The organism is Micromonospora sp. WMMA1363 (genome assembly GCF_030345795.1).
Classification (GTDB): Bacteria; Actinomycetota; Actinomycetes; order Mycobacteriales; family Micromonosporaceae; genus Micromonospora.
In genome coordinates, this window is the sequence record NZ_JAUALB010000001.1 from 682,705 (window position 1) to 708,147 (window position 25,443).

At 72.7% G+C, this 25,443-nt stretch carries 13 protein-coding genes and 1 pseudogene; 7 read left to right on the top strand and 7 right to left on the bottom strand.

Annotated features, from left to right (window positions below; translation table 11 throughout):
* Positions 1–38: 38 nt before the first annotated feature.
* From QTQ03_RS03210 to QTQ03_RS03235, 5 genes and pseudogenes are all read left to right on the top strand, one after another.
* Complete coding sequence (locus QTQ03_RS03210; protein WP_289276641.1) at positions 39–6,521, top strand: non-ribosomal peptide synthetase; 6,483 nt, start codon at positions 39–41, stop codon at positions 6,519–6,521.
* Positions 6,518–11,721, top strand: a pseudogene (locus QTQ03_RS03220) (non-ribosomal peptide synthetase). Before QTQ03_RS03210 ends, QTQ03_RS03220 begins: the two are co-directional and overlap by 4 nt.
* The gene (locus QTQ03_RS03225; protein ID WP_289276644.1) at positions 11,718–12,794 is read left to right on the top strand and encodes a saccharopine dehydrogenase NADP-binding domain-containing protein; all 1,077 of its coding nucleotides are present in this window, start codon (positions 11,718–11,720) and stop codon (positions 12,792–12,794) included. The pseudogene QTQ03_RS03220 and the gene QTQ03_RS03225 overlap by 4 nt, the downstream one beginning before the upstream one ends.
* A complete protein-coding gene (locus QTQ03_RS03230) occupies positions 12,791–13,918 on the top strand; it encodes a Gfo/Idh/MocA family oxidoreductase (protein ID WP_289276645.1) in 1,128 nt (375 codons plus the stop codon). The genes QTQ03_RS03225 and QTQ03_RS03230 overlap by 4 nt, the downstream gene beginning before the upstream one ends.
* Positions 13,918–14,670, top strand: a complete 753-nt coding sequence (locus QTQ03_RS03235; RefSeq protein WP_289276646.1) for a thioesterase II family protein — start codon at positions 13,918–13,920, stop codon at positions 14,668–14,670. Before QTQ03_RS03230 ends, QTQ03_RS03235 begins: the two co-directional genes overlap by 1 nt.
* Before the next feature lie 43 nt (positions 14,671–14,713).
* On the opposite strand, the gene QTQ03_RS03240 is transcribed toward QTQ03_RS03235, so the two are convergent.
* The 5 genes from QTQ03_RS03240 to QTQ03_RS03260 are packed head-to-tail and all read right to left on the bottom strand — an operon-like array spanning position 14,714 to position 20,943.
* Positions 14,714–16,288 (bottom strand): AMP-binding protein, encoded by a 1,575-nt coding sequence (locus tag QTQ03_RS03240; RefSeq protein WP_289276647.1) that lies wholly within the window; start codon positions 16,286–16,288, stop codon positions 14,714–14,716.
* Positions 16,285–17,310: a methyltransferase gene (locus QTQ03_RS03245; RefSeq protein ID WP_289276648.1), complete on the bottom strand. Its 1,026-nt coding sequence runs from the start codon at positions 17,308–17,310 to the stop codon at positions 16,285–16,287. The genes QTQ03_RS03240 and QTQ03_RS03245 overlap by 4 nt, the downstream gene beginning before the upstream one ends.
* A 20-nt stretch (positions 17,311–17,330) precedes the next feature.
* Entirely contained in the window at positions 17,331–18,395 is a 1,065-nt protein-coding gene (locus tag QTQ03_RS03250; protein ID WP_289276649.1) for an acyl-CoA dehydrogenase family protein, read from the bottom strand.
* 24 nt (positions 18,396–18,419) lie between these two features.
* Entirely contained in the window at positions 18,420–19,562 is a 1,143-nt protein-coding gene (locus QTQ03_RS03255; RefSeq protein ID WP_289276650.1) for an acyl-CoA dehydrogenase family protein, read from the bottom strand.
* Between the two features lie 4 nt (positions 19,563–19,566).
* Positions 19,567–20,943 (bottom strand): LLM class flavin-dependent oxidoreductase, encoded by a 1,377-nt coding sequence (locus QTQ03_RS03260; protein ID WP_289276651.1) that lies wholly within the window; start codon positions 20,941–20,943, stop codon positions 19,567–19,569.
* Positions 20,944–21,058: 115 nt separating this feature from the next.
* Between QTQ03_RS03260 and QTQ03_RS03265 the strand changes: the two genes are divergently transcribed.
* The gene (locus QTQ03_RS03265; protein WP_289276652.1) at positions 21,059–21,559 is read left to right on the top strand and encodes a VOC family protein; all 501 of its coding nucleotides are present in this window, start codon (positions 21,059–21,061) and stop codon (positions 21,557–21,559) included.
* A gap of 139 nt (positions 21,560–21,698) precedes the next feature.
* The gene (locus tag QTQ03_RS03270; RefSeq protein WP_289276653.1) at positions 21,699–23,105 is read left to right on the top strand and encodes an NAD(P)/FAD-dependent oxidoreductase; all 1,407 of its coding nucleotides are present in this window, start codon (positions 21,699–21,701) and stop codon (positions 23,103–23,105) included.
* A 275-nt stretch (positions 23,106–23,380) separates the two neighbouring features.
* Here QTQ03_RS03270 and QTQ03_RS03275 read toward each other — a convergent pair whose 3' ends face one another.
* A complete protein-coding gene (locus QTQ03_RS03275) occupies positions 23,381–24,388 on the bottom strand; it encodes an MBL fold metallo-hydrolase (RefSeq protein ID WP_289276654.1) in 1,008 nt (335 codons plus the stop codon).
* A 70-nt stretch (positions 24,389–24,458) separates the two neighbouring features.
* A complete protein-coding gene (locus QTQ03_RS03280; RefSeq protein ID WP_289276655.1) occupies positions 24,459–25,286 on the bottom strand; it encodes an SAM-dependent methyltransferase in 828 nt (275 codons plus the stop codon).
* Positions 25,287–25,443 lie beyond the last annotated feature (157 nt).

Genomic DNA, 25,443 nt, shown 5'->3' on the forward strand with positions numbered 1-25,443 from the left:
TTGAGGCCGAACACCCCCGACCCTTCAGCCGTGACAGCATGCGCCAGGACATCGCGGCGGTCCTCGGTGAACCGCCCGACACCGTCGCCGACGATGCCGATCTGCTCCAACTCGGCCTCGACTCGATCGGCGTGATGAGACTGGTCGGGCAGTGGCACCAGCGCGGTGTGCCGGTGGGTTTCGCGGAACTGATCGAGGGTCGAACGCTCGACGACTGGTGGCAGATGGTCGCCGAGCGTGCTCCCGACCCCGGCGGACCCGAGGCGGAGAACGTCGCGGTCGTCGACGACGATGCTCCGTTCGACCTGGCGCCGATGCAGCACGCGTACTGGGTCGGCCGCGGCGACGGGCAGGCCCTCGGCGGCGTCGGCGCGCACTTCTACAACGAGTTCGACGGCCGTGACGTGGACCCGACCCGGCTGCAGGACGCCGTCCGCGCACTGATGCGCAGGCACGACATGCTGCGTGCCCGGTTCGACGACGACGGACAGCAACACATCCTCGTCGAGAGCCCCTGGACCGGCCTCACCGTGCACGACCTACGCGGGTACGATGCCGATTCCGCCGAGCGGTACCTGCTCGGTCTGCGGGACCGGATGTCCCACCGGCGGCTCGACGTCGCCCGTGGTGAGGTCTTCGACGTGCAGCTGTCCCTGCTGCCCGACGGCGGCACCCGCTGCCACGTGCACATCGAGATGCTGGTGGCCGACGCGCACAGCTTCCGTATCCTGATGTCCGACCTGGCCCGGCTCTACCGGGACCCCGAGGCGGCACTGCCCGCGATCGGAATCACCTACCCCAGTTACCTGGCGACCCTGCACCAACGCCGTCGCGCCGAACGGGAGCGCGACCAGGAACACTGGCGCTCCCGGCTCCCCGAGCTGCCAGGACCGCCCGAGCTGCCACTGGCCGTCGACCCGCGGCAGGTCAGCGGCCAGCGCGTCGTCCGACACCACCACTGGGTGGAGCCGGCGCAGGTCGAGCGGCTCAGCCAGCGGGCCCGTTCGTACGGGCTCACCCTGCCGGTGCTCTTCCTGGCCGCGTTCGGCCACGTACTGGGCCGGTGGAGCGTCACCGAGCGCTTCCTGCTCAACCTACCGCTCTACGACCGCCAGCCGGTGCATCCGGACGTCGCGCACCTGGTCGGCGACTTCACCAACCTGCTGCTGCTGGAGGTGGACACCGCGGCGGGTGACTCGTTCGTGGACTTCGCCCGCGCGGTGCAGGACCGGATGCGCACCGACGCGGCACACCCCGGCTACACCGGGGTGGACGTGCTGCGCGACCTGACCCGTCGGCGCGGCGAGGAACCGGTCGGCGCCCCGGTCGTCTTCACCAGCGCGCTCAGCCTCGGCGAACTCTTCGACGGCCCGGTCCGGCAGAGCTTCGGCACCCCCGGGTGGACGATGTCGCAGACCCCGCAGGTCTGGCTCGACGTGCAGGTCACCGAACGGGAACACGGCCTGTTCCTGAACTGGGACGTGGCGGATGAGCTCTTCCCGCCCGGCCTGGTCGGCCAGATGTTCCAGGCGTACCTGACGATGCTCGGCTGGCTGCTGGACGACGCGGACTGGACCGGTGATCCCCCGGACCTGCTGTCCGCGCGCACCCGCGAGGTACGCGCGACGGTCAACGACACCGCCCGCGCGGTACGCCCTCGGCGGCTGCACGAGGACGTCTTCTCCCGGGCCGCTGCCGAGCCCGACCGTGCCGCGTTGCTCTGGGACACCGACGGGCTGCTCAGCTACGGCGAACTCGCCGAATGGGCCGACCGGGTCGCCGCCGCCCTCGTCGGGCACGGTGTGCGCCGCGGCGACCCGGTGGCGGTCACCGTCGAGAGGGGCCCGCGACAGGTCGTCGCGGTGCTGGCGGTCCTGCGTGCCGGCGGGGTGTACGTGCCCGTCGGCGTCGACCAGCCCACCGCCCGGCGCAACCGGATCCACGCGGTTGCCGGAGTACGCCACGTGGTGGCCGCCGTGCCCCCGCCCGGGCTGCCGGCCGACATCTGCGTCGTCGACGTCGCCGACCTGTCGACCCCGCCGGTCGCCCCCGTGGCGGGCAGCGAGGACGACCTGGCCTACCTGCTGTTCACCTCCGGCTCGACCGGCGAGCCGAAGGGCGTGCAGGTGCCGCACCGGGCGGCCGTCAACACCATCGACGACATCAACCGGCGATTCCAGGTCGGCGCCGCGGACCGGGTACTCGCCGTCTCCTCTCTCGACTTCGACCTGTCGGTCTACGACATCTTCGCCCTGCTCTCCGTCGGCGGCGCGGTGGTCTGTGTCGGCGACGAGGACCGACGCGACGCGCAGCGCTGGCGGGAGCTGGTACTGCGGCACCGGGTCACCGTCTGGCAGTCCGTTCCCGCGTTGCTCGACATGCTGCTGTCCGCCGAGGCCCCGGCGGACCGGACCCGCCTCCCGCTGCGGCTGGCACTGCTCGGCGGTGACTGGGTCGGTCTCGACCTCGCCGGCCGGCTGACCGAGCAGGCCCCGGCGGCCACCCTGGTGGCGCTCGGCGGCACCACGGAGACCGCCATCCACTCCACCGTCCAGGTGGTGCCGGTACCGACACCACCGGCCTGGCGGTCGGTGCCGTACGGCCTGCCGCTCGCCAACCAACGCATGCGGGTGGTCGACCCGGCCGGCCGGGACCGGCCCGACTGGGTCACCGGCGAGCTGTGGATCGGCGGACGGTCGGTGGCCCACGGCTACCGGGGCGACCCGGAGCGCACGGCGCGCCAGTTCGTCGAACTCGACGGGGTGCGCTGGTACCGGACCGGCGACCTGGCCCGGTGCCACCCCGACGGCACGGTGGAGTTTCTCGGCCGCGCCGACGCCCAGGTGAAGATCCGCGGGCACCGGGTCGAACTCGGTGAGATCGAGGCGGCGCTGGAGCGGCACCCGGACGTGCGCCGGGCGGTCGTGGTGGCCCTCGGGACGCCACGGCGGCTGGCCGCCGCCGTCACCGTCACGGCCGACGTCGACCCGCCTGACCTGCGGGACTTCCTGGCAGGTCAGGTGCCCGGGTACATGGTGCCCGAACAGGTGGTGCCGACCGACCAACTGCCGCTGTCGGCCAACGCCAAGATCGACCGGCGGGCGGTGGCTCGGATCGTCGAGGCCGCCCGGGCTGAGCCGGAGGCGCTTGAGGAACCGGTCGGCGACATCGAGCGGGAGGTCGCCCGGATCTGGGCCGAGCTGCTCGGCGTGCCCGCGGTCGGCCGCCGGCAGACCTTCTTCGCCGCCGGCGGGGACAGCCTCGTCGCCATCCGGTCGATGTCGCTGCTCGCCACGGCAGGGCTGGTCGGGGCCGACCTCCGGCAGCTGTTCGCCACACCGGCGCTGTGCGACTTCGCGGCCACCCTGCGTCGAGGCCGGCCCGACCGCCCCGCCCCGGCGGCGCTGCGCCCGGATCCGGCGCGCCGGCACGACCCGTTCCCACCGACGGACGTGCAGCGGGCGTACTGGCTGGGGCGCAGCAGCGACTTCGCTCTCGGTGGGGTCGGCTCGCACTGGTACTGGGAGTTCGACGGCGCGGACGTCGACCTCGACCGGCTGGAGACGGCCGTCAACACCCTTGTGCGGCGGCACGACATGCTTCGCGCGATCTTCGACGAGGACGGCGACCAGCGGGTGCTGCCGGAGGTCGGCCGGTTCCGCATCGAGGTCCGCGACGGTGGCGACGAGGCGCTGAGTGGCCTCCGGGAGAAGTTGGCCCACCGGATCCCCGATCCGGGCCGTTGGCCGCTGCTGGAAATCGGCGGGGTGCGGTACGGCGACGGGCGGGTCCGCATCGGCTTCAGCTTCGACTACATCGTGCTCGACGCGCTCAGCATCGTGATCTTCTTCGACGAGTTGACGACGCTCTACCGCGACCCCACAGCCGAGCTGCGCCCGGTCGGGGTGGGTTTCCGCGACTACGTTCTGGCCGCCCCCGCCGAGGAGACCGTGGCCGCCGACCAGCGGTACTGGCTGGACCGTCTCGACGACCTGCCGCCGGCCCCACCGCTGCCGCTGGCCGTGGACCCGGCCACCGTGGTCGCCCCGCGTTTCCGCCGCCGGGAGGACCGCCTCGACCCGCAGCAGTGGCGGCGGCTGACCGAGCGGGCCCGCCGTTACGGGGTGACTCCCGCCAGCGTCCTCGCGGCGGCGTACGCGGAGGTGCTGTCGGCCTGGAGTGGTCGCACCGAGCTGACGGTCAACTTCACCCTGTTCAACCGGCGAGACGTGCACCCCGACATCGGCCACATCCTCGGCGACTTCACCTCGCTGCTACTGGTCGGATACCGCGCCGGGGCGGGGGAGCGCTGGCTCGACGTGGTCCGGCGGATGCAGGAGCAGGTCTGGGAGGGCATGGCCCACGACACCGTCTCCGCCCTGTGGGTGCTGCGGGAACTCGCCCGTCGCGAGCAGGGCGGCGCGGTGAGCATGCCGGTCGTGTTCACCAGCGCGCTCGGCGTGGCCGGTGGAATGAGCGAGATGTCGTTCCCCTTCGGCGAGCTGGTCTGGGGCATCTCCCAGACCCCGCAGGTGTGGCTAGACAACCAGGTGATGGAGCGCGACGGTGGCCTGACCTACAACTGGGACTCGGTCGAGGAACTGTTCCCCGCGGGGCTGCTCGACGCGATGTTCGACGCATACCGTGACCTGCTGCGCTGGCTGTCCACGGCGGAGTGGGACACGGCTGGGCCGCCGTTGTTGCCGGCGGCCCAGCGGCAGACCCGCGCCGAGGCCAACGACACGGCCGGGCCGATGCCGGACGGTCTGCTGCACACCGGCTTCTTCACCCGCGCCGCCGAGGCCCCCGAGGCCGTCGCGGTGGTTACCGCCGACGGCACGGAGATCTGCTACGGAGACCTCGCCGACCGGGCGCTACGCCTCGCCGGGGCGCTGCGGGACCACGGCGTGCGGCCCGGTGACGCGGTCGCGGTGACCCTGCCGCGCGGTGTCGACCAGCTCGCCGCGGTGCTCGGCGCGCTGGCTGCCGGCGCCTTGTACGTGCCGGTCGGCGTCGACCAGCCGGCCGACCGGCGGGGCCGGATCTACGCCCGGGCCGACGCCCGGGTGGTGATCGCCGAGGCCGACCCTGGCACCACCCGCCCGCTGCTCGCGCCGGACACGTCGGCCCCGCCGCTACCGGCGCCGGTCGCGGTGGATCCCGACCGCCTTGCGTACGCCATCTTCACCTCGGGTTCGACCGGTGAGCCGAAGGGCGTCGAGATCACCCACCGGGCCGCGCTGAACACGGTCGACGACATCAACCGGCGGTACGACGTTGGCCCTGCGGACCGGGTCCTGGCCGTCTCCTCGCTCGACTTCGACCTGTCGGTCTACGACATCTTCGGGTTGCTCACCGCCGGCGGGGCGGTGGTCCTGATCGCCGACGAGGACCGCCGGGAGGCCCGCAGCTGGGCCGTCCAGGCCCGCGAGGCCGGTGTCACCCTGTGGAACTCGGTGCCGGCTCTGCTGGACATGCTGCTGGTCGCGGCGGACGCCGACGGGCTTCCGCCCGGTCTGCGGCTGGTGTTGCTCTCCGGCGACTGGGTCGGGTTGGACCTGCCTGGCCGGCTGCGTCGGCACCAGCCCCAGGCGCGGTTCGTGGCCCTCGGTGGCGCGACCGAGGCGGCGATCTGGTCCAACGCCTGCGAGGTCGGCGAGGTGCCCGCGCACTGGCGTTCGGTGCCGTACGGCCGGCCGCTGCGTAACCAGCGCTACCGGGTGGTCGACCCGCGCGGTCGGGACTGCCCCGACTGGGTGGCCGGCGAGCTGTGGATCGGCGGCGCCGGCGTGGCTCACGGCTACCGGGGCGACCCGGAGACCACCGCGCGGCAGTTCGTCAACGCCGACGGTGGCCGCTGGTATCGCACCGGGGACCTGGGCTGCTACTGGCCCGACGGAACCCTCGAGTTCCTCGGCCGGGTCGACTTCCAGGTGAAGATCCGCGGCCATCGGATCGAGCTGGGCGAGATCGAGGCGGCGGCCGAGGCGAACCCCGCCGTGGCCCGCGCCGTCGCCCTGACCGTCGGCGAGGGCAGACACCGCCGTCTGGCGCTGGCCGTCGTCCCCGCCGCCGGTGCCGCGGTCGACACCACCGAGCTGGTCGGGCTTCTGGCCGAGCGGGTCCCGTCCTACATGGTCCCGGAACAGGTGCACGAGGTGTCCGCCCTGCCGCTCACGGCCAACGGCAAGGTGGACCGGCGGGCGTTGACCGCGCACCTCGGCCCCGACGTGGACGAGGAGCGGGAGGAACCCCCGCGTGGTGACAGCGAAAAGCTGATCGCCGAGATCTGGGCCGAGGTGCTCGACTGCGACCGGGTCGGCCGGCAGCAGAGCTTCTTCGCCCTCGGTGGTGACAGCCTGCTGGCCACCCGGCTGGTGGAGCTACTGCGGCGGCGGCACGGCGTGGAGCTGTCCCTACGGCAGCTGTTCCTGGCGCCGACGGTGGCGCAACTGGCCGACGTCTTCGACGCCCACCGCGCCGCGGTGGAATCCGGTGACTTCGAGGAGGGCATCCTATGAGTCAGTCGTCCGCCGGTGACCTGCTCGCGGAGCTGGAAAGCGCCGGGGTCCGGGTCTGGTCCGAGGCCGGCCAGCTGAGGTTTCGGGCCCCACAGGGCGTGATGACCGCGGAGCGCCGCGACGCGCTGCGCGCCCGGCGGGACGAGATCCTCGCGTATCTCGACACGGCTGCCGACCCGGTCACCCTGGTACCCGACCCGGAGCACCGCCACGACCCGTTCCCGGTCACCGACGTCCAGGCCGCGTACCTGCTCGGCCGGGGGAGACCTTCGCCTACGGCGGGGTGGCCTGCCACGGCTACGGCGAGCTGAGCTACCCGGCGCTCGACCCGGAGCGGATGACCACGGCCTGGCGTGCCCTGATCGACCGGCACGACATGCTCCGCGCGGTGGTCGAGGCCGACGGCGCGCAGCGGGTGCTGCCCGAGGTACCCCCGTTCGAGGTGCCGGTGATCGACCTGAGGGGTCGGCCCGCGGCGGTGGTGGAGTCGGCGCTGAATGCTGTCCGCGCCGAAATGGACCACCTCGTGCACACCCCGGACCGGTGGCCGTTGTTCGCCGCCCGGATCACCACGGCCGACGACCGGGCCGTCCTGCACGTGTCGATCGACTTTTTGATCGCCGACTTCATCAGCGTCCAGGTCGTTCTCGACGAGTTGCACCGGCTGTACCACCGTCCGAACGAGCCGCTGCCGCCGTTGGAGATCACCTTCCGGGACTACCAGCTGGCCGAACGGGCCACCCGCAGCGGCCCACGCCACGAACGGGACAAACAGTGGTGGCTGGCCCGGGTCGACGACCTGCCCGCCGCGCCGGAACTGCCCACGGTGGCCCGCCCTGCCGACAGCGACGGCCGGTTCCGCCGCTGGGAGACCCGGATCTCGCCGGACGCCTGGGCGCAGCTGCGCCAGCGTGCCGGGCGCCACGGGATCAGCCCGTCCGGGGCGGTGCTGGCCGCCTACGCCGACACGATCGCCGCGTGGAGTCGCCGGTCCCGCTTCACCCTGGACATCACCCTGCTCAACCGGATGCCGCTGCACCCCCAGGTCAACGCCCTGGTCGGCGACTTCACGTCGGTGGATCTGCTGGCGGTCGACGCCGAGCCGACCCGGCCCTTCCACGAGCGCGCCCGCGACCTGCAGGCACAACTGTGGGAGGACCTGGACCACCGCAGCTTCAGCGGCATCGAGTTGTTGCGGGAGATCGCTCGTCGGCAGGGCGCGGAAGCGGCGCTGTTCCCGGTCGTGTTCACCAGCGCCATCGGCATCGCCGACGCCGGGTCGGCCGCCGGTGGCGCCCCCCTGGGCGAGCTGGGCTACGGGATCAGCCAGACTCCGCAGGTCTGGATCGACTGCCAGAACATCGAGCGGGACGGCGGTCTGGTGTCCAACTGGGACGTCCGGGAGGAGGTCTTCCCGCCCGGGTTGGTCGAGGACATGTTCGCCGCGTACGACAGGCTGCTGCACCGTCTCGCCACCGATGACGCGGCGTGGACCGGCATCGGGCACCCCGAACCGCCCCGCGCGCAGCTCGACCGTCGCGCCGAGGTCAACCGCACCACCGCGCCGCTGTCCGCCGGGATGCTGCACGACCGGGTGGTCCGGCAGGCGTTGCGCACTCCCGACCGGCCGGCGGTCGTGACCGCCGACGATGCGCTGAGCTACGCCGAGCTGCTCAACCGGGCGGCCGGGGTGGCCGAGGCGTTGACCGCCGCCGGATGCCGCCGGCAGGAACTCGTCGGAATCGTCACCGACCGGGGCTGGGAGCAGGTCGTCGCGGTACTCGGCGCGCTGCTGGCCGGCTGTGTCTACGTCCCGGTGGACACCTCGCAGCCGGCCGCCCGGCGACGGACCATCCTCGAGGCCGCCGGGGTCCGCTGCGCCCTGACCCAGTCCTGGGTCGAGCCGAGCGGCTGGGCCGACGGGATCCGGCTGCTCGCGGTCGACACGCTGCCGGCGGGCGAACCCGGCCCGGTGGACGGCTCCGGGGATCCGGAGGAACTGGCCTACATCGTCCACACCTCCGGTTCCACCGGAACACCCAAGGGCGTCATGATCAACCACCGTGGCGCGCTCAACACCGTGCTCGACATCAACGCCCGCTTCGACGTCGGCCCGAACGACCGGGTGCTCGGTCTGTCCAACCTGGGCTTCGACCTGTCGGTGTACGACATCTTCGGCCCACTGTCGGTCGGCGGCGCGGTGGTGCTGCCGGACTCCCCGCGGCGCGGCGACCCGTCGCACTGGGCGGAGCTGGCGGCGGCGCACGCCGTGACCGTCTGGAACTCCGTCCCCGCCCAGCTCCAGATGCTGCACGACTATCTGGTAGCCGCGCCGGCGGCCACGGTTCCCGATCTGCGGCTGGCGATGCTCTCCGGCGACTGGATCCCGGTCACTCTGCCCGACCAGATCCGGCAGCGGGTGCCGGGCCTGCGGGTGGTCAGCCTCGGCGGGGCGACGGAGGCGTCGATCTGGTCGATCTGGTACCCGATCGAGCGGGTCGAGCCGGATTGGCGCAGCATCCCGTACGGCCGCCCGCTGACCAACCAGACCTTCCACGTGCTGGATTCCGCGCTGCGCCCCCGCCCCGAGCTGGTCACCGGTGAGCTGTACATCGGCGGGGTCGGGCTGGCACTGGGTTACCTCAACGACTCGGCCCGCTCCGCCGACCGGTTCGTCGCCCACCCCGAGACCGGTGAGACGCTGTACCGGACCGGGGATCTGGGCCGTTACCTGCCCGACGGGACCATCGAGTTCCTCGGTCGGGAGGACTTCCAGGTCAAGATCCGCGGCTATCGGATCGAGCTGGCCGAGATCGAGACCGCGCTCGGGGCACATCCTGGCGTCGCCGGCGCGGCGGTGGTGGTGGACGGGGACAGCCCGCTGGAGCGGCGCCTCGCCGCGTTCGTCGAACCGGCCAGCCGGTCGGTGAGTGCCGCCCGGGCCGCCTTCGAGGTCGCCGCCGCGCAGCAGCTCGGTGCGCAGGCGTGCGCCGACGCCGACGGCACGCTCGACGGCGTCGACCGCGCGCGGTACCTGGCGTACGCGCACCGGCTGGACGCGGTCGCCCTGCCCGCCATGCTCGACGCGTTCCACGCGGCGGGTCTGTTCGTCGCCGGTCAGCGGCACACTCGGGCCGAACTCCTCGACACCGCCGGCGTCGCGCCGCGCCACCACCGGCTGGTCCGCCGGTGGCTGCGGGCCCTCACCGGCGCGGGTCTGCTCGACGTCGACACCGACGACCGGTACGGGCTGACCGAGACCGGAGCGGCGGCGGACACCGGTGCCGCGTGGCGGGCCGTCGACGAGGTCGCCACCGTCGAGGACGCGGAGCTGTTGGAGTACTTCCGCGCCAGCACCGGCCAGCTGCCCGCGTTGTTGCGGGGCGAGGACGACCCACTGACGTTGCTGTTCCCGCAGGGCAAAGTGGACGTCTCCCAGGGACTGTACGAGCGGACCCGGTTCAACCGGTGGGCCAACGAGGCGGCCGCCGCGCTGGTTCGGCGGGTCGCCGAACAGCGAGTCGAGCCGGGTGCCCTGCGGGTGCTGGAGATCGGAGCGGGGGCGGGCGGCACCACCGCCGCGGTGCTCGCCGCGCTCGACGGCAACGAGGTCGACTACCTCGCCACCGACCTGTCCCCGTTCTTCGTCAACGAGCTGAGCGCCCGCTTCGGCGAGCGCCCCGGCCTGCGCCTGCAACCGCTCGACGTCGACCAGGACCTGGCGGCGCAGGGGCTGGCCCCGAACTCCTTCGACGTGGTCGTCGCCGGCGACGTGTTGCACGCCAGCGCCGACGTGGGCCGGGCGCTGGCGAGGCTGCGGGCGGTCCTCGCACCACAGGGGTGGCTGGTGGCCTGTGAGATGACCCGGGACCACCACCAGATCATGACGTCGCTGGAGTTGCTGGTCCGGGTGGACGAGACCACCGCGGACTTCACCGATCTGCGGCAGGGCACCGAGCAGGTGTTCCTCGGCCGGGAGACCTGGCTGGACGTGCTCGGCGCGGCCGGCGCCAGCCAGCCGCTGTGCCTGCCCGAGCCGGACGGGTTCATCGCCGAACTGGGTATGTGTGTGCTGGCGGCCCAGTTCAAGACCGACCGGGTCCGGATCGCACGCGACGACGTCGTCACGCACCTGGCCGAGCGGGTGCCGGAGTACATGGTCCCGGCGGTGGTGCAGATCGTCGACACATTCCCGCTCAACGCCAACGGCAAGGTCGACCGGGCCGCGCTGCGGCGACGCCTGCCCCGCCGGGAGCCGGTGCCGACCACCGGGTCCAGCGCACCCGGCAGCGACCTGGAGCGCGGGCTGGCGGCGGTGTGGGCCGAGGCGTTGCGGGTGCCGCGGGTCGGCCGCGAGGAGAACCTGTTCGAACTCGGGGGCGACTCCCTGGTCGCCGCGCAGATCACCGGCCGGGTCCTGAACGAGATCCCGCAGGCCGCCGACCTCTTCTTCGACCAGGTGCTGCGTCAGGTACTGGAACAGCCCACCGTCGCCGCCCTCGCCGGGCACATCGAGGCCGAGTCGGCGGCCACCACCGCGACCGACGGGTCGGGCACCGGGGCGACGACCCCGGGCGGTGGGCTGTCGATGCTGGACGACACCAACCCGGGTGTCCCGTGGGTGCTGGTGCCGGGCTGCGACGGCATCGTCGACGGGTACACCGCGTTGGTGCCGCACCTCGCGGCCACCGGCCCGGTGTTCGGGCTGACCGCGGGCCCACTCGACGACCTGCCCCGGGCCGCGGCCGAACAGGCCCGGTCGATCACCGGGGCCGGCTGCGCCGCGGTCCGGTTGGTCGGGCACGGCCTCGGCGCGACCCTCGCACTGGAGGTGGCCCGGTCGCTGACCGAGGCCGGCCAGCAGGTTGCGGAGCTGGTGCTGATCTCCCCGTGGCGTCCGTCGACGCTGCCCGACTCCACCGAGGCCCATCGGGCGGAGACCGGCGACGCACCGATCGGCGAGGGGTTCGCCGCACGGCTCGCCGCGACCGTCGGCTACGAGCCGACCCTCTACGCCGGTGACATCACCGTGCTGCGACCGACCGGTGACGTGCCCTACTCCGCTGACGAACTGGAGTTCTGGTCCGACCTGTGCCTCGGCGAGGTGCGGGAGCTCGACGTCGACGGCGACCACCGGGCGGTGCTGGGGGAGAAGGCCGTGGCGGCCATCGCGGCCGCCGATCCGGAGTCGACCCGGTGACCGCCGTCGCCGTCCTCGGTGCTTCCGGCGCGGTCGGCCGGGCCGCCCTGGACCTGCTGCGGTCCTGGGATGTCGGCCAGCTACGGGCCGGGGCCCGGCGGCCGGTGGCGGTCGCCGGAGTCGAGAGTGTGGCCGTCGACGCCCGGGACCCGGCCGCGCTGGCCCGGTTCTGCTCCGACGCCCGGGTGGTGCTCAACTGCGCCGGCCCCGCGATCGACCTGACCGACACCGTCGCCCGGGCCGCCGTCGATGCCGGGGCGGACTACGTCGATGCCGCCGGCGACGACGCGCTGTACGACACGGTGGCACACGTGCTCACCGCCGGTGACGGGACCCGGGCCGCGGTGGTGTCGGCGGGCATGATGCCCGGGCTGTCCGGGCTGCTGCCCCGGCTACTCGCCGCGCAACTGCCGCAGGGCGACCGGCTGGCCGGGTACGTCGGCGGCCGGGACCGGTTCACCCTCACCGCCGCCATCGACTACGTCGCGGCGGACGCGAGCTTCGGCTGGCCGTCCGCGGCGTGGCGGGACGGCCGGGTGGTGCGGGGCGCGCTGGCTCCGGTCGGCGACATCGCCGTGCCGTTCTTCCCCGAACTGGTCACCGGGCAGCCGTATCTCAGTGCGGAGGCGGCCCGCGCCGCCTCCGCACTGGGGCTGCGGCGGCTCGACTGGTACTCGGTCTTCGCCGGGGACCGGGTGCTGACCGCGCTGCGGACCGCGCCGCGTCCGGGGGCCGCCGGTCGCCGGGAAGCCGCCGAACTGCTCTGCCGGGCCGCCGAACTCGATGTGTTCGGGCACCGTCCCTACCAGAACGTGGTGGTCACGCTGGCCGGTCCCGACGGCGGTCGGACCGCCGCGGTGTGCGGCACCGGTGCCAGTGAACTCACCGGCACGATGGCCGCGCTGACGGCGCGGGCGGTACTCACCGGAGCGGTGCCCCCGGGGGTCCACCACGCCGCCGAGACGCTCGACCCGACCGACACCTTCGCCGCGCTGGCGACGGCGCCCGCGGTGCCGCTCGCGTCCGTGGTCGCCGACTCCGTCGACGCCGCCTACGAGGAGGACGTGATATGAACCGCCCCACCCGTGTGGTCGTCTGCGGCACGCGGTTCGGTCAGGTCTATCTGGAATCGTTCCGGCAGGCCGATCCGGGGTTCCAGCTCGCTGGTGTCCTCGCCGGCGGCAGCAACCGGTCTCGGGCCTGCGCCGAGCACTACGGAGTGCCGTTGTACACCGGCGTCGACCAGCTGCCGGACGACATCGACATCGCCTGCGTGGTGATCCGTGGAGGGCTGCTCGGCGGGCGGGGTTCCGAGCTGGCGACGGAGCTGATGGCGCGGGGCATCCACGTGCTGCAGGAGCACCCACTGCACCACGACGAGTTGGCCCGCTGCCTCCGGCAGGCCCGCAGGCACGCGGTGGTGTACCAACTCAACCCGTTCTACCGGCACATCACGCCGGTGCGCCGGTTCCTGGGCGCGGCCCGCGAACTGCTGCGCCGACAGCCGGCCCGCTACATCGACGCGGCCTGCGGCTTCCAGCTGGCGTACTCCCTGCTGGACCTGCTCGGCCAGGCCCTCGGTGGGGTGCGGCCCTGGCGGTTCACCGATCTGTCCCCGCTACCGGCGGCGGTGACCGGCGCGACCGGTCTGGACCTGCCGTTCCGCAGCCTCGACGGGGTGCTGGCCGGCGTGCCGATCACCCTCCGGGTGCAGAACCAGATGGATCCGGCCGACCCGGACAACTACGCGCACCTCATGCACCGGGTCACCATCGGCACCGAAGCCGGCAACCTTTCCCTGGTCGGTACCCACGGTCCGACGGTGTGGACGGCGCGTCCCGACTTTCCGCGGGAGGTCGCCGGGATCGGCGCCGACCCGCACTTCGCCGGGCTACGCGACACCAGCACCCCCAGCGCGATCGTATTCGGCCCGACCGAGGTGCCGCACTACGACACCGTCTTCGGCACCACCTGGCCGGAGGGCGTACGACGGGCGGTGCGGATGCTACGGGACACCGTCGAGCGCGGTGAGGACCCGCTGCGGCAGGGGCAGTACCACCTCACCCTCTGCCAGCTGTGGCAGGAGCTGACGGTGATCCTCGGCCCGCCCGAGCTGCTGACGGCGGACGCGCCCCGGATGCTCGGCGTCGACGACCTGAAGGCGCTCGCGGCCGCCGGCGACGCGGCGGTGAGCTGATGAGCGCGGTGGACGTGACCGCCCGGCGGTGGCTGCGCTGCCACCGGCCGCGTCCGACGGCGCGGATTCGGTTGGTCTGCTTCCCGCACGCCACCGGCAGCGCGCCGTTCTACCGTGCCTGGCCGGCTGAACTGCCGGACGACATCGAGCTGCTGGCGGTGCAGTACCCGGGTCGGCTGGACCGGATCGCCGAGCCCCCGCTGGTGTCCATGGGCGTACTGGCCGACCTGGTCGCCGCGGTGCTCGCCCCCCGCCGCGACCTGCCGCTTGCCCTGTTCGGTCACAGCATGGGCGCCGCCGTGGCCTACGAGGTCGCCCACCGGCTGGAGCGGCGACTGGAACTGCCCCTGGCGCACCTGTTCGTCTCCGGCCGTCCCGCACCGCGCTACCACCGGCCGGGCAGCAAGCACCTCGGCCCGGACGACGTTCTCTGGGCGGAGCTGCGTCGGCTCGGCGGCACCGATCAGGACGCCCTGGACAACCCGCAGCTGCGGTCGGCGCTGATGCCGACGCTACGGGCGGACTACCAGCTGATCGAGAGCTACCGTCCCTCCGAGGGGCTATTGTGGACGCCGATTTCCGCCCTGGTCGGCGACGCCGACCCGGAGGCTCCGGTCAACGAGGTGGCGGCCTGGGCGGAGTACACCCGTAGCGCCTTCGACCTCACCGTCTTCGACGGCAACCACTTCTATCTGGTGCCGCAGCGCGGCAAGGTGCTGGCCGGCATCAGCCGCACCCTCCGCCGGCCCTGACCGACCCTACCGGCGGGCCTGACCCCCCGGCGGACGGCGGCTCCTACCGGGGTGGCGCCGGTGCGTCGGATGTGTGGCGGTGCCACAGCAGGCGGCGCTTCGGCTTACCGCTGGTGGTACGGGGCACCCCGCCGGCGGGCACCGGCACCGTGACCACCGTCGCGTCGTCGACCAGCGGGCGCAGCAGCGCGGGGATCCGGGACAGCCACTCCTGCCGCGGATGTTCCAGATACACCACCGCGGTGGGCGTACCGGCTCGCAGCCCGAGCACGGTGGCCAACCGGCCGGGCGGCACCGCCAACTCTCCGCAGAGCACCGCGTCCAGGTCCTCGGCGAAGACGGCGCGACCGCGGATCTTCAGGCTGTCACCCATCCGGCCCAGGACGAACAGTTCCCCGCCCCGGACGAAGCCGGCGTCGCCGGTGCGAAGCGTGCCGCCGGCGAAGGCCGTCGTCCGGATCCCGTCGGCCCCCACGTAGCCGTCGGCGACCCCCGTTCCGCCGACCACGATCTCACCCGGTAGGCCGTCGTCGGTGCGCTGCCCGTCGTCGCCGACGATCGTCACCCGGGAACCGGCCAGCGGCACACCACACCCGACCACCGGCACTCCGTCCGGGCCCGTGGACTGCCGCCAGCCGGTGCGCAGCGGCACCCCGGTCACCGCCAGCGTCGCCTCGGCCAGGCCGTACGCCGGCAGCAGCGACTCCCGCCGCAGGCCGTGCGGGGCGAGCAACGCGGCGAAGCGGTCCAGGGTGGCGGGCAGGACCCGCTCGGCGCCGACGATCACCGCCCGCCACTGGCGGAAATCCATCCCCGCCAGCTGCTCCGGGCGCACCCGGCGGACCACGTGGGCCAGCCCGAAGCCCGGCATCGCGGACAACCGGGCACCGAGCCGGCCGAAGCATGCCAGGTACCGGGTGGGCTGCCGGACGAAGTCCGCCGGCGACAGCAGCCACAGGTCGGCGCCGGTGACGATCGGTGCCAGCAGACAGCCGACCAGCCCCATGTCGTGGTGCACCGGAAGCCAGGAGGCGGTGGCGTCGTCCGGGGTCATCTCCAACCATCGCCGGATCGCCGTGACGTTGGCCTCCAACGCCGGGTACGGAACCTGCACACCGCGGACGCTGCCGGTGGTCCCCGAGGTGAACTGCACCAGCGCCAACCGTGCCGGGGCGGGCCGGTGCGCTCCCAGCGGCCCGCCGCGAACATCGTCCTGGTCGACTGTGGGCACCCCCGTCCGGCTGGCCACCGGCGTCACCGCCGCGCCGGCCGCGGCGTCGACCACGACCAACCGGGGACGTGCCGCGGCCAGCGCGGACGTGACGTGCTCGGCGTACCGGTCCGGATCGCCGAACGTGGCGGCCGGCGCCAGCGGTGACGCCGTCGCTCCGGCCAGCAGCGTCCCGAACAGCGCGCCGACGAACGCCGGGCCGCTCGGCAGCACCACCGTCACCACGTCGCCCGGGCGGACCCCGTGGGCGACGAGGCCGGCGGCGTACTCGTGGGTGAGCCCGGCCAACTCGTCGTACGACCACCGGTCCCAGCCGCCGTCCGGGCGGGCGAACCGGATACCCCGGTCGGACCTCGGCTCCGCCAGCCAGGACAGCAGGCGGGTCATACCGGTCGGGCCTCGATGACCGGGAACATCACCGTGGACGTGGCGCTGACCAGCTCCAGACCGGCCTCGGCCAGCAGGGCCCGCTGCTCGTCGAGGCTGCGCGCGCCGCCGGCGCTCAGGGTCAACATCAGCATGTCCATCCGGCGGGCCAACGGGCTGGTCTCCTCCTCGGACTGCCGGCCGGCTTCGAGGATGAACACCCGGCCGTCGTCGGACATGGCGTCGCGGATGCGCCTGAGCACGTCGGTGGCGACCTCGTCGCTCCAGCTGTAGAGGATCCGCTTGAGCACGTACGCGTCGCCGCCCGGTGGGATCTCGTCGCTGAGGAAACTGCCGGGCACGATCCGGACCCGGTCGGCCACCCCGGCCCCGGCGAGCGTCGCGGGCGCGTTCACGACCACCGTGGGCAGGTCGAACAGCACCCCGCGCATCGTCGGGTAGCGGGCCAACAGGTCGCCGAGGAACCGGCCGTTCCCACCGCCGACGTCCACCACCGTGCCGAACCGCGACCAGTTCGAGGCGCGCAGGATGGCCTGCAGCTCCATCCCGGTGACCCCACTCATCACCTTGTCGAAGGCCTCGCCGTCGGTGGGGTTGCCGCGGAAGTGCTCCCACATCCCGATGCCGTGCACGGCGTCGAACGCGCCCTCGCCGGTGCGCAGCGTGTGGTCGAGACCCTCCATCGCCCGGGTGCACACCACGGGGGAGAGGAAGATGTCCCGGGCGGAGTACGGGTGGTCGGCCCGCAGCAGGTCGGCCATCGGGGTCAACCCGAACTCCCCCGGAGCCACCTCGGCGAACAGGTCGCGGGTGGCCAGGTAGCGCAGCGCCTTGGTCAGCGCCGGCTCGTCCGCCCCGACCGCCCGGGCCAGCTCGGCGACCGGGCGTGGCCCGTGCGTCAGCTGGTCGGCCACCCCCAGCAGGCAGACCGCCCGGATCGTGTACGGCAGCAGATAGTCACCGACCTCCATCAGCCGCAGGATGGCCGGCACGTCGATCCTGGGGCGTCGTTTCGTCAGCATCACGGCTCCTTGTCGGTCGGTCACGCGGGTGCGGCCAGCACGTGACTGGCGAGCGTGGCGAGGTGCGCGGCGGTGGGAAGGTCGAAGCAGTCCAGCCAGAGCGCGCGGCGGTACCACCAGTGCAGCGGATACTCCCAGGTCGCGCCGAGCCCTCCGGTGACCTGGAGGGCGGCCTCGCAGGCGCCTACCGCCGCCCGGCGGGCCGCGACCACGGCCTCGGCGTACGCCTGGGACACCTCCGTCTCGTCGGCGTCGCCGCGGTCGGCGGCACCGACCAGCCACGCGGCCCGCAGCGACAGCGACGTGGCCAGCTCGACCGCCACGTAACTGTCGGCGAGCCGGTGCGCCACCGCCTGGTACGCACCGATCGGGCGACCGAACTGCACCCGCTCCTCGGCGTGCCGTCGGGCCAGGTCCAGGGCCCGCCGGGCCACCCCGACCGCCTCGCAGGCCAGCAGGGTGCCGCCGTGCCGGCGGGCGGCGGCCAGCACCTGGCGCCCGGTGTCCGCGGCCACCATCGGCTCGGCCGGTGTATCGGCGAATCGCAGCCGAGCGGTCCGACGCAGCCGGTCGAGGGTGGGCTGCGGCGCGACGGTCATGCCGTCGGCGGGCGACGTCACCGCGAACAGGGCGAGGCCGTCGGGGGTGTCCGCGGCGACCAGCACACCGGACGCCTCGGTCACGTCGGTGACCAGACACCGGATGCCGGACAGTCGCCAACCGCCGCCGTAGGGGACCGCCCGGCACCCGCCGTCTGTCCCGGCCTCGTCCTGCCAGGCCAGAGTGAGCGGTCCGGGTGGCATGGCGGCGCGGGCCGCGCGGTGCACAGGTTGGGCCAGCCCCACCGTGCTCCACCACGCGGTCGGGTGTAGGGCGTAGCCGCTCTCCTGGGCCAGCAGCCCCTTCTCCACCATGCCCAACTCGAGGTCGCACCAGCCCTGCCGGCGCAGCTCCGGCCAGGCGTCGGGATCCCCGGCGGTGGCGTCGGCGAGCGCCGCGATCCGGTCCAGCGGGTACCGGTCGGCGAGGTAGCGTGCGGCAGCGACCTGCAGGTCACGCTGCTCGTCGGTGAGGGCGAAGTCCATCCGAGAATCCTTTCCGCCGCAGGGTCACCGGGTTCGGGGCAGGCCGAGGACGCGCTCGGCGATGATGCCGCGCAGGATCTCCGAGGTGCCGCCCTCGATCGAGTTGGCCCGACTGCGCAGCCGCAGGTGCTGCCAGTGGCCGGCGGCGTGGCTGTCCGGGCCGTCCAGCATGCCGGCCGGGCCCAGCAGCCGCAGCGCGAACGCCGCCAGCCGCTGGTTGGTCACCGACCAGTGCAGTTTGAGAATCGAACTCTCCGGCCCGGGCCTCCCGGTGCGGTTCAGCGCGGTCATCGCCCGGTAGCCGGTCCAGCGCAGTCCCTGAAGGTGCACGTGCAGGTCGGCGATCTCGGCCCGGACCGCCGGATCGGCGGTGAGCCCGAGTTCGCGCACGGTCCGCACCAGCCGGCCGAACTCGACGCTGAGCCGGGCGGTCAGCGTGATGCCGAACGTGCCCCGTTCGTGTGCGAGCGTGGTCATCGCGATCCGCCAGCCCTCGCCGACCGGGCCTAGGACGCAGTCGGCCGGCACGAACGCGTCGGTGAGTACGATCTGGTTGAAGTCGCTGTCGCCGGTGTTCTGCCGCAGCGGTAGCACCTGGACGCCCGGCGAGCGCATGTCGACCAGCAGGCAGGTCAGCCCCCGGTGCCGATCGGAGCCTGGTTGGGTACGGACCAGCAGCAGACACCAGTCGGCCTGGTGGGCGTACGACGACCAGACCTTCTCGCCGGTGACCCGCCAGCCACCGGCGGTCGCCACCGCCCGGGTGCGGACGGCGGCCAGGTCGGAGCCGGCGTCGGGCTCGGAGAACCCTTGGCAGAACACCATCTCGCCGGAGAGGATCGGTTCCAGGAAACGGTTCTGCTGTTCCGGCGTGCCGTGCTCGACGATGGTCGGCCCGACCATGCCGAGGCCGATGACGTTGATGTGGTCCGGCGCCCCGGCGAGAGCACTCTCCTCGGCGTAGATGCCCTGGTAGGTGGGGGACAGGCCGCGTCCGCCGTAGCGCGCCGGCCAGGTCAGCCCGGTGTAGCCGGCGGTGTGCAACGCCTTCGTCCAGCCGTGGGGCGTCCCGGAGGCGTCCACGGCGAATCGGGGCACCTGGACGGCGAGCCAGGCGCGTAGCCCGGTGCGGAAGGCGGCCTGCTCCTCGGTGTCACGCAGGTCCATCTGCTCAGCCTTCCCGGGTGGCCATGGTGCGGGCCCGGTCGGAGTAGGTGCGTTTGCCGGCGCCGAAGTATCGTTCCCGCAGGGTGCTCTCCGCCGGGTCGTACGCGGTGCGGAACAGGCCCCGTCGTTGCAGCTCGGGGATCAGCAGGTCGCAGATGTCGTCCACACCGCCCGACGGCGGGCACGGGATGAGGTTGAAACCGTCCACGTCGGCGACCTCGAGCCACTGCTCCATCCGGTCGGCGACCTGCTCGGGAGTGCCGAACAGGGTCACCGGGGCCTCGACCCGGGGCCGGCGAGGTCGGGAGACGAGGTACTTCACGTCGCCCACCGTCCAGGTCCGGTCCGGGGTCAGCTTGCGAAGGAAGCCGAGGAAGGAGTGGCTGGCCTGGCTGCGGATCTCGTCGACCGGGGTGTCGTCGGGGAAGGCGGAGAGGTCGATGTCCATCCAGCCACACCACTTGGCCAGCTGCCCCTCGCTGCTCCAGAGCGTGTTGTACGCCTCGGCCCTGGCCTTCGCCTCCGCGCGGTCCCGGCCGACCATGACCATGGTTCCCTGCAGCGCCTTCACCGCGTGTGGGTCCCGGCCGTGCCGGACGGCTGCGGCGCGCAGGTTGGCCACCGGCTCGGCGCCGGCGGTGGGGTCGGCCAGGGTCAGGAAGACCACCTCGGCGTGCCGGGCGGCGAACTCGATCCCCCGCGGCGACGAGCCGGCCTGGTAGAGCACCGGGGTGCGTTGGGGCGACGGTTCGCACTGGTGCGGACCGCGCACCGAGAACCACCGGCCGTGATGGTCGATCTCGTGGACCCGGGTCGGGTCGGTGAAGATGTCGCGCCCGGCGTCCCGCACCACCGCGTCGGCGTCCCAGCTCTCCTCCCACAGGGCCCGGGTCACCTGGACGTACTCGTCGGCGCGGTCGTAGCGCTCGTCGTGGTCCAGGTAGTCGCCGAGGCCGTTGGCGGTGGCCGAGCGCAGGTAGGAGGTGACGATGTTCCAACCGACCCGGCCGCCGGTCAGGTGGTCCAGCGAGGAGAAGAGCCGGGCGCACTCGTACGGGGCGTGGTAGGTGGTGGAGTAGGTGACTGCGAAGCCGAGGTGCCGCGTGGTGGCCGCAAGCGCGGACAGCAGCAGCGCCGGGTCGATCGAGGGAATCTGCACGGCGTGCCGCACCGCGGGGGCCCACGACCCCCGGTAGACGTCGTAGACGCCGTGGATGTCCGCGAAGAAGAGCGCGTCCACGCAGGCCGCCTCCAACTGCCGGGCCCGCGACATCCAGTACTCCAGCGAACGGTATCCGGTCGCCGTCCGGTCGCCCGAGACCCTCCACATGCCCTTGAACTGGGGTGACGGAGAGCACTGGGTGAACACGTTCAGATGCATGCCCGGTTCCTCACATCCGTTCGGGCCGGTACCGGCGGCCAGCTGCCAGGTGAGGACACGTTACCGGGTACCAATGACAACACGCCACACCCAAGATACGAGCCAACCGCCTATGATGCGTCCTGTGCCCAAACTCAACGGCAGCACCCACGTCAACCTGACCGTGCGCGACCTGGACCGCAGCACCGAGTGGTACTGGCGGGTCATGGACTTCACCGTCGTCCGAGACGCCACACCAGCCGAGTCCGGATTCACCTTCCGGACGCTGGTGCACCGGCAGTCGCTGGCCGCCATCGTTCTCGGACAGGCCGCCGAGGCCGATCCGGAGCCCTTCGACGAGCGGCGGGTCGGCCTGCACCACCTCGGCTACCACGTGCCCGAGCGGATCGACCTCGACCGGTGGGCGGAGCACCTCGATGCCGTCGGAGCCATGCACTCCGGCGTCCGTGAGCTGTTCCTGGAGGCGGGCTACGGCATCTGGTTGCGCGATCCGGACAACATCTGGCTGGAGTTCTACTGGCTGAACGCGGACTACTTCATGGACCGTCTGCGCCAGCAGCGTCGGGCCGAGCGGGCCGCCGCCGGTCAGGCGACACCGGCCAGCGGCAAGCGTTGACTGTCGGGTCCAGCTAAAAACAACATACGCTGCTGATGGTGGACGCGGTCCGCCGCCGCGGACCCATGGCGTGGGTCAGCGTCCACCGACCGCCGTGCCGTGCGGCACGGACGCCGGTACCGACGACATGGAGACTGACGTGGAAGAGACCCAGAACAGCGTCTACTGGCACGACACCGAGCCGGTCGAGGTGGGCGAGCCCCTCGACGGCGACGCGAGCTGCGACATCTGTATCGTCGGCGGAGGCTACACCGGCCTCTGGGCGGCGCACTTCCTCGCCGAGGCCGAACCCGCGGCGCGTATCCGGGTGCTGGAGAGCCACACGGTGGGCAGCGGCGCGTCCAGCGCCAACGGCGGCTTCGTCGGGCTCACCGCCGGCAAGGTGCTGCGGCGGCTGCTGTGGTACTACGGCCGGCAGAAGGCCGCCGGGGTCTACCGCACCGGTGCCCGCTCGATCATCGACATCGGCCGGTTCTGCCGGCAGTACGACATCGACGCGGACTTCGCGATGAACGGCATGCTCCAGGTGGTGACCGACCGCAAGCAGTTGGCCCGGCTCGAACTCCAGGTCAAGCGCAGCGAACGCACCGGCCTGCGGGGCTCGTTCAAGCTGATGGGGCGCGACGAGGCGCAGGAGCGGATCGGTTCCCCGCAGGTGCTCGGTGCGTTGCGCACCACCGGTGCCCTGGTCAATCCGCACCGCCTGGTGCAGGGACTGGCGCGGGTGGTGCGTGGCCAGGGCGTCGACATCCACGAGCGGACCCCGGCCGTCGACGTGCGGCGGGTGGGCAACGGATACAAGGTGAGCACTCCGACCGGCACTGTCACCGCGAACGAGGTGGTGCTGGCCACCAATGCCTGGCAGCACAGCTTCGGCCAGACGCACACCAAGGTGATGCCGGTGTGGAACTACCTGATGGTGACCGAGCCGTTGACCGATGCTCAGTTGGAGCGGGTGAACTGGCCGGGCCGGGAGGGCGTCAGCAACTCGCTGTCCTTCGCCCACGCGGCCCGGCTGACCTCCGACAACCGGGTGGTCTGGTCCGGCGGGCGGTGGTACTACTTCGACGGCCGGGACACCGGCCGGGGGCACATCCGGAACGCTGTCGCCTACCGTGATCTGCGGGAGTCCTTCGCCCGGTTCTTCCCGGCCTGGGGTGACGTTCGGTTCAGCCACGCCTTCGGCGGGCCGATCGGTTGGAGCCGGACCTTCATCCCGCAGTTCGGCCGCGCCGCCGGGGGCGTGGTCTACGGGCACGGATACACCGGCAACGGGATCGCCCCGAGCCACACCGGCGGCAAGATCCTGCGCGACCTGGTGTTGCGCCGCGAGACCGAGTACACCGAGCTGGCCTTCGTCACGGTCAACCAGCCGAAGTTCGCCAAGGGGGCGATGGGCGACACGGGTGCGCACCTGTTCATCTGGCGGCAGGAGACCGGTGACCGGCTGCCGCTGATGCTGCCGCACCAGGCGGCGCTGGCACCGCGGGCGTTCTTCGCGGGCCGGGCGTCGCGCAAGGCCCGAGTGGCGGACACCGGTCGCTGACCGCCGCACGATCAATGGCGCGGTGCCGCGCAGCTGGTTTCGCGGCACCGGCCACCGCGGTCGGCGGGCGGTGCTGTCGTGGTGACGAGGTCCGCGTCCTTTTGCAGACATGTTCCTCGTGTCCATGTCTGCCTGAGGTTAGATGCCGCTCATGGTGCGGAGTATCTGCTACCGCCTGCCTGGTAGCCGAGGAGTGACCGCTCTCCCGCGCGAGGTAGGCCCCCAACGAGGCGGCGCCGGGTGCGCCGGTGACGAGCCGGGGGTTCGCGGGTGGGTCAGTGCGGTGTGGTCGTCGCGGCCAGCACCCGACTCTCGCCGATAGCAAGGTCCCACAACGTGGCGGTGGGACGCCCTGCGCCGGCCCAGGCCTTGCGGGCCAACTCGACCGGCGCCAGCACCGGCTCCGCGGACAGCGCGAAGGTGCCCCAGTGGATGGTCACCATCCGCTCCGCGCCCAGGTCGCCGCAGGCCCGCACCGCCTCGGCCGGGTCCATGTGCAAGGGCTTCATGAACCATCGGGGACGAAACGCGCCGACCGGCAGCAGCGCGACGTCGATGCCCGGGAACCGTGCCCCGATCTCGGCGAACGCCGACCCGTAGGCGGAGTCCCCGGCGAAGAACACCCGGCGGTCGGACTCGCCGGACGCGGTCATCAGCCAACCGCCCCACAGGCTCTGGCAGGTGTCGAAGACTCCCCGCCGGCTCCAGTGGTGCGCCGGGGTGAAGTCGAAACGCAGGCCGCCTACGGTCGCCGACTCCCACCAGTCCAGCTCGGTCACGGCGCGGAACCGTCGGGCCTGGAACCACCAGCCGAGCCCCGCGGGCACGAGGACCGGTGTGTCCCGGGGCAGCCGGCGGATGGTCGGCTCGTCCAGATGGTCGAAGTGGTTGTGGCTGATCACCACCGTGTCGACGCGCGGCAGGGCCCCCCACGGTAGCCCGGGCGGGGTGAACCGGCGGGGAGTGCCGGGGATCCTGTCCGACCACACCGGGTCGGTCAGCACCGTCCGGCCGCCGAGCTGCACCAGACAGGTGGCGTGGCCGATCCAGGTCACTGCGGTCTCTGCCGACGCCACCTCCGGCACCTCGGCGCCGTCGCGTACCGGCACCCGCCCGGTGCCGCCGGTGGGCCGGTTGCCCCGCTCACGCATCAGCCGCAGCACCGCGGCGGGCCCGGGAACCGGGTGGGTGAGCCGGTCGGCGAAGGTCCGGGGCCAGGTTCGCCCGGCCGGCGCGCCGGACAACCGGGCGACGGCGCGATGGATGGCGCGGGGTCGGTACACGCTTCCTCCTCGAGTCGGAGTAAACCGGCGACCCGTCCGGCACGACGAGCCGCCGGGTCGGCCGGGACGGCTACCCGGGCCGGCGCGCGGTGAGTACCAGATAGCCCAGGCAGTCCTCGGCGACCGCTTGCAGGTCGAGTACCGCGTTGCTGACCTGGCGTAGCACCCGCGGTCCGTACGTCCCGGCCAGCCGCTCGCGTTCGCGCGCCACCGCTTCCCGGGTGACCTGGAACGACCGGCGGATGTGCGGGGTGGCGTCGAGGGCCTCGTCGACTGCGAAACCGGCGGCACGCACCTGGTCGAGGTACTCACCGGCGGCCGGTGGGGTGGACATCGGCATCGCCGACCAGATGCGTTCCTGCTCGGCTGACATCGACCGGGCGAGGATCAGCTCGGCCAGGACCAGCCGGCCTCCCGGTCGCAGCACCCGGTGGGCCGCGGCGAGGGCGGCGGCCTTGTCGGGCACGTGCACCAGCACCTCCAGGGCCAGCGCCGCGTCGAAGTGGGCGTCGGGGAAGGGCAGGGCGGTGACGTCCGCCTGGGCGAACCGTGTCCGCTCGTGAATCCCCTCCTTGGCCGCCAGCTCCATGGCGCGTGTGACCTGACCCCCGCTCAACGTCACCCCGGTGACCGTGGCGCCGGTGACCTGGGCGACCCGGCGTGCCGGGCCGCCGGTGCCGCAGCCGATGTCGAGGACGTGGTGACCGGCGCGGACGACCAGCCGGCGGGCGAGTTCGTCGTTGAGCCGCTCCTGCGCCTGCGGCATCGGGCTCTCGTCGTGCTCGTCGACCCAGAACCCGTAGTGCAGGTTGTCGCCGTAGACGGCCTCCAGGAAGGTGCCCATCAGGTCGTAGAACGTGCCGACCGCCCGTGCTCTCGCCGCCGGGTCTTCGCTCACCGTTCGGGCTCCTCGCTGCCGTCGCCTGTCTACCCACAGCCTAACGGCAACACAACAAACACAACACCGTTCAGCGGTGACGTATCTAGGTTGTCGGTGAGCTGTTCGTTAGGCTGTCAGCCAAACCCCACACCGACCTCCACGACAGAACGGACGG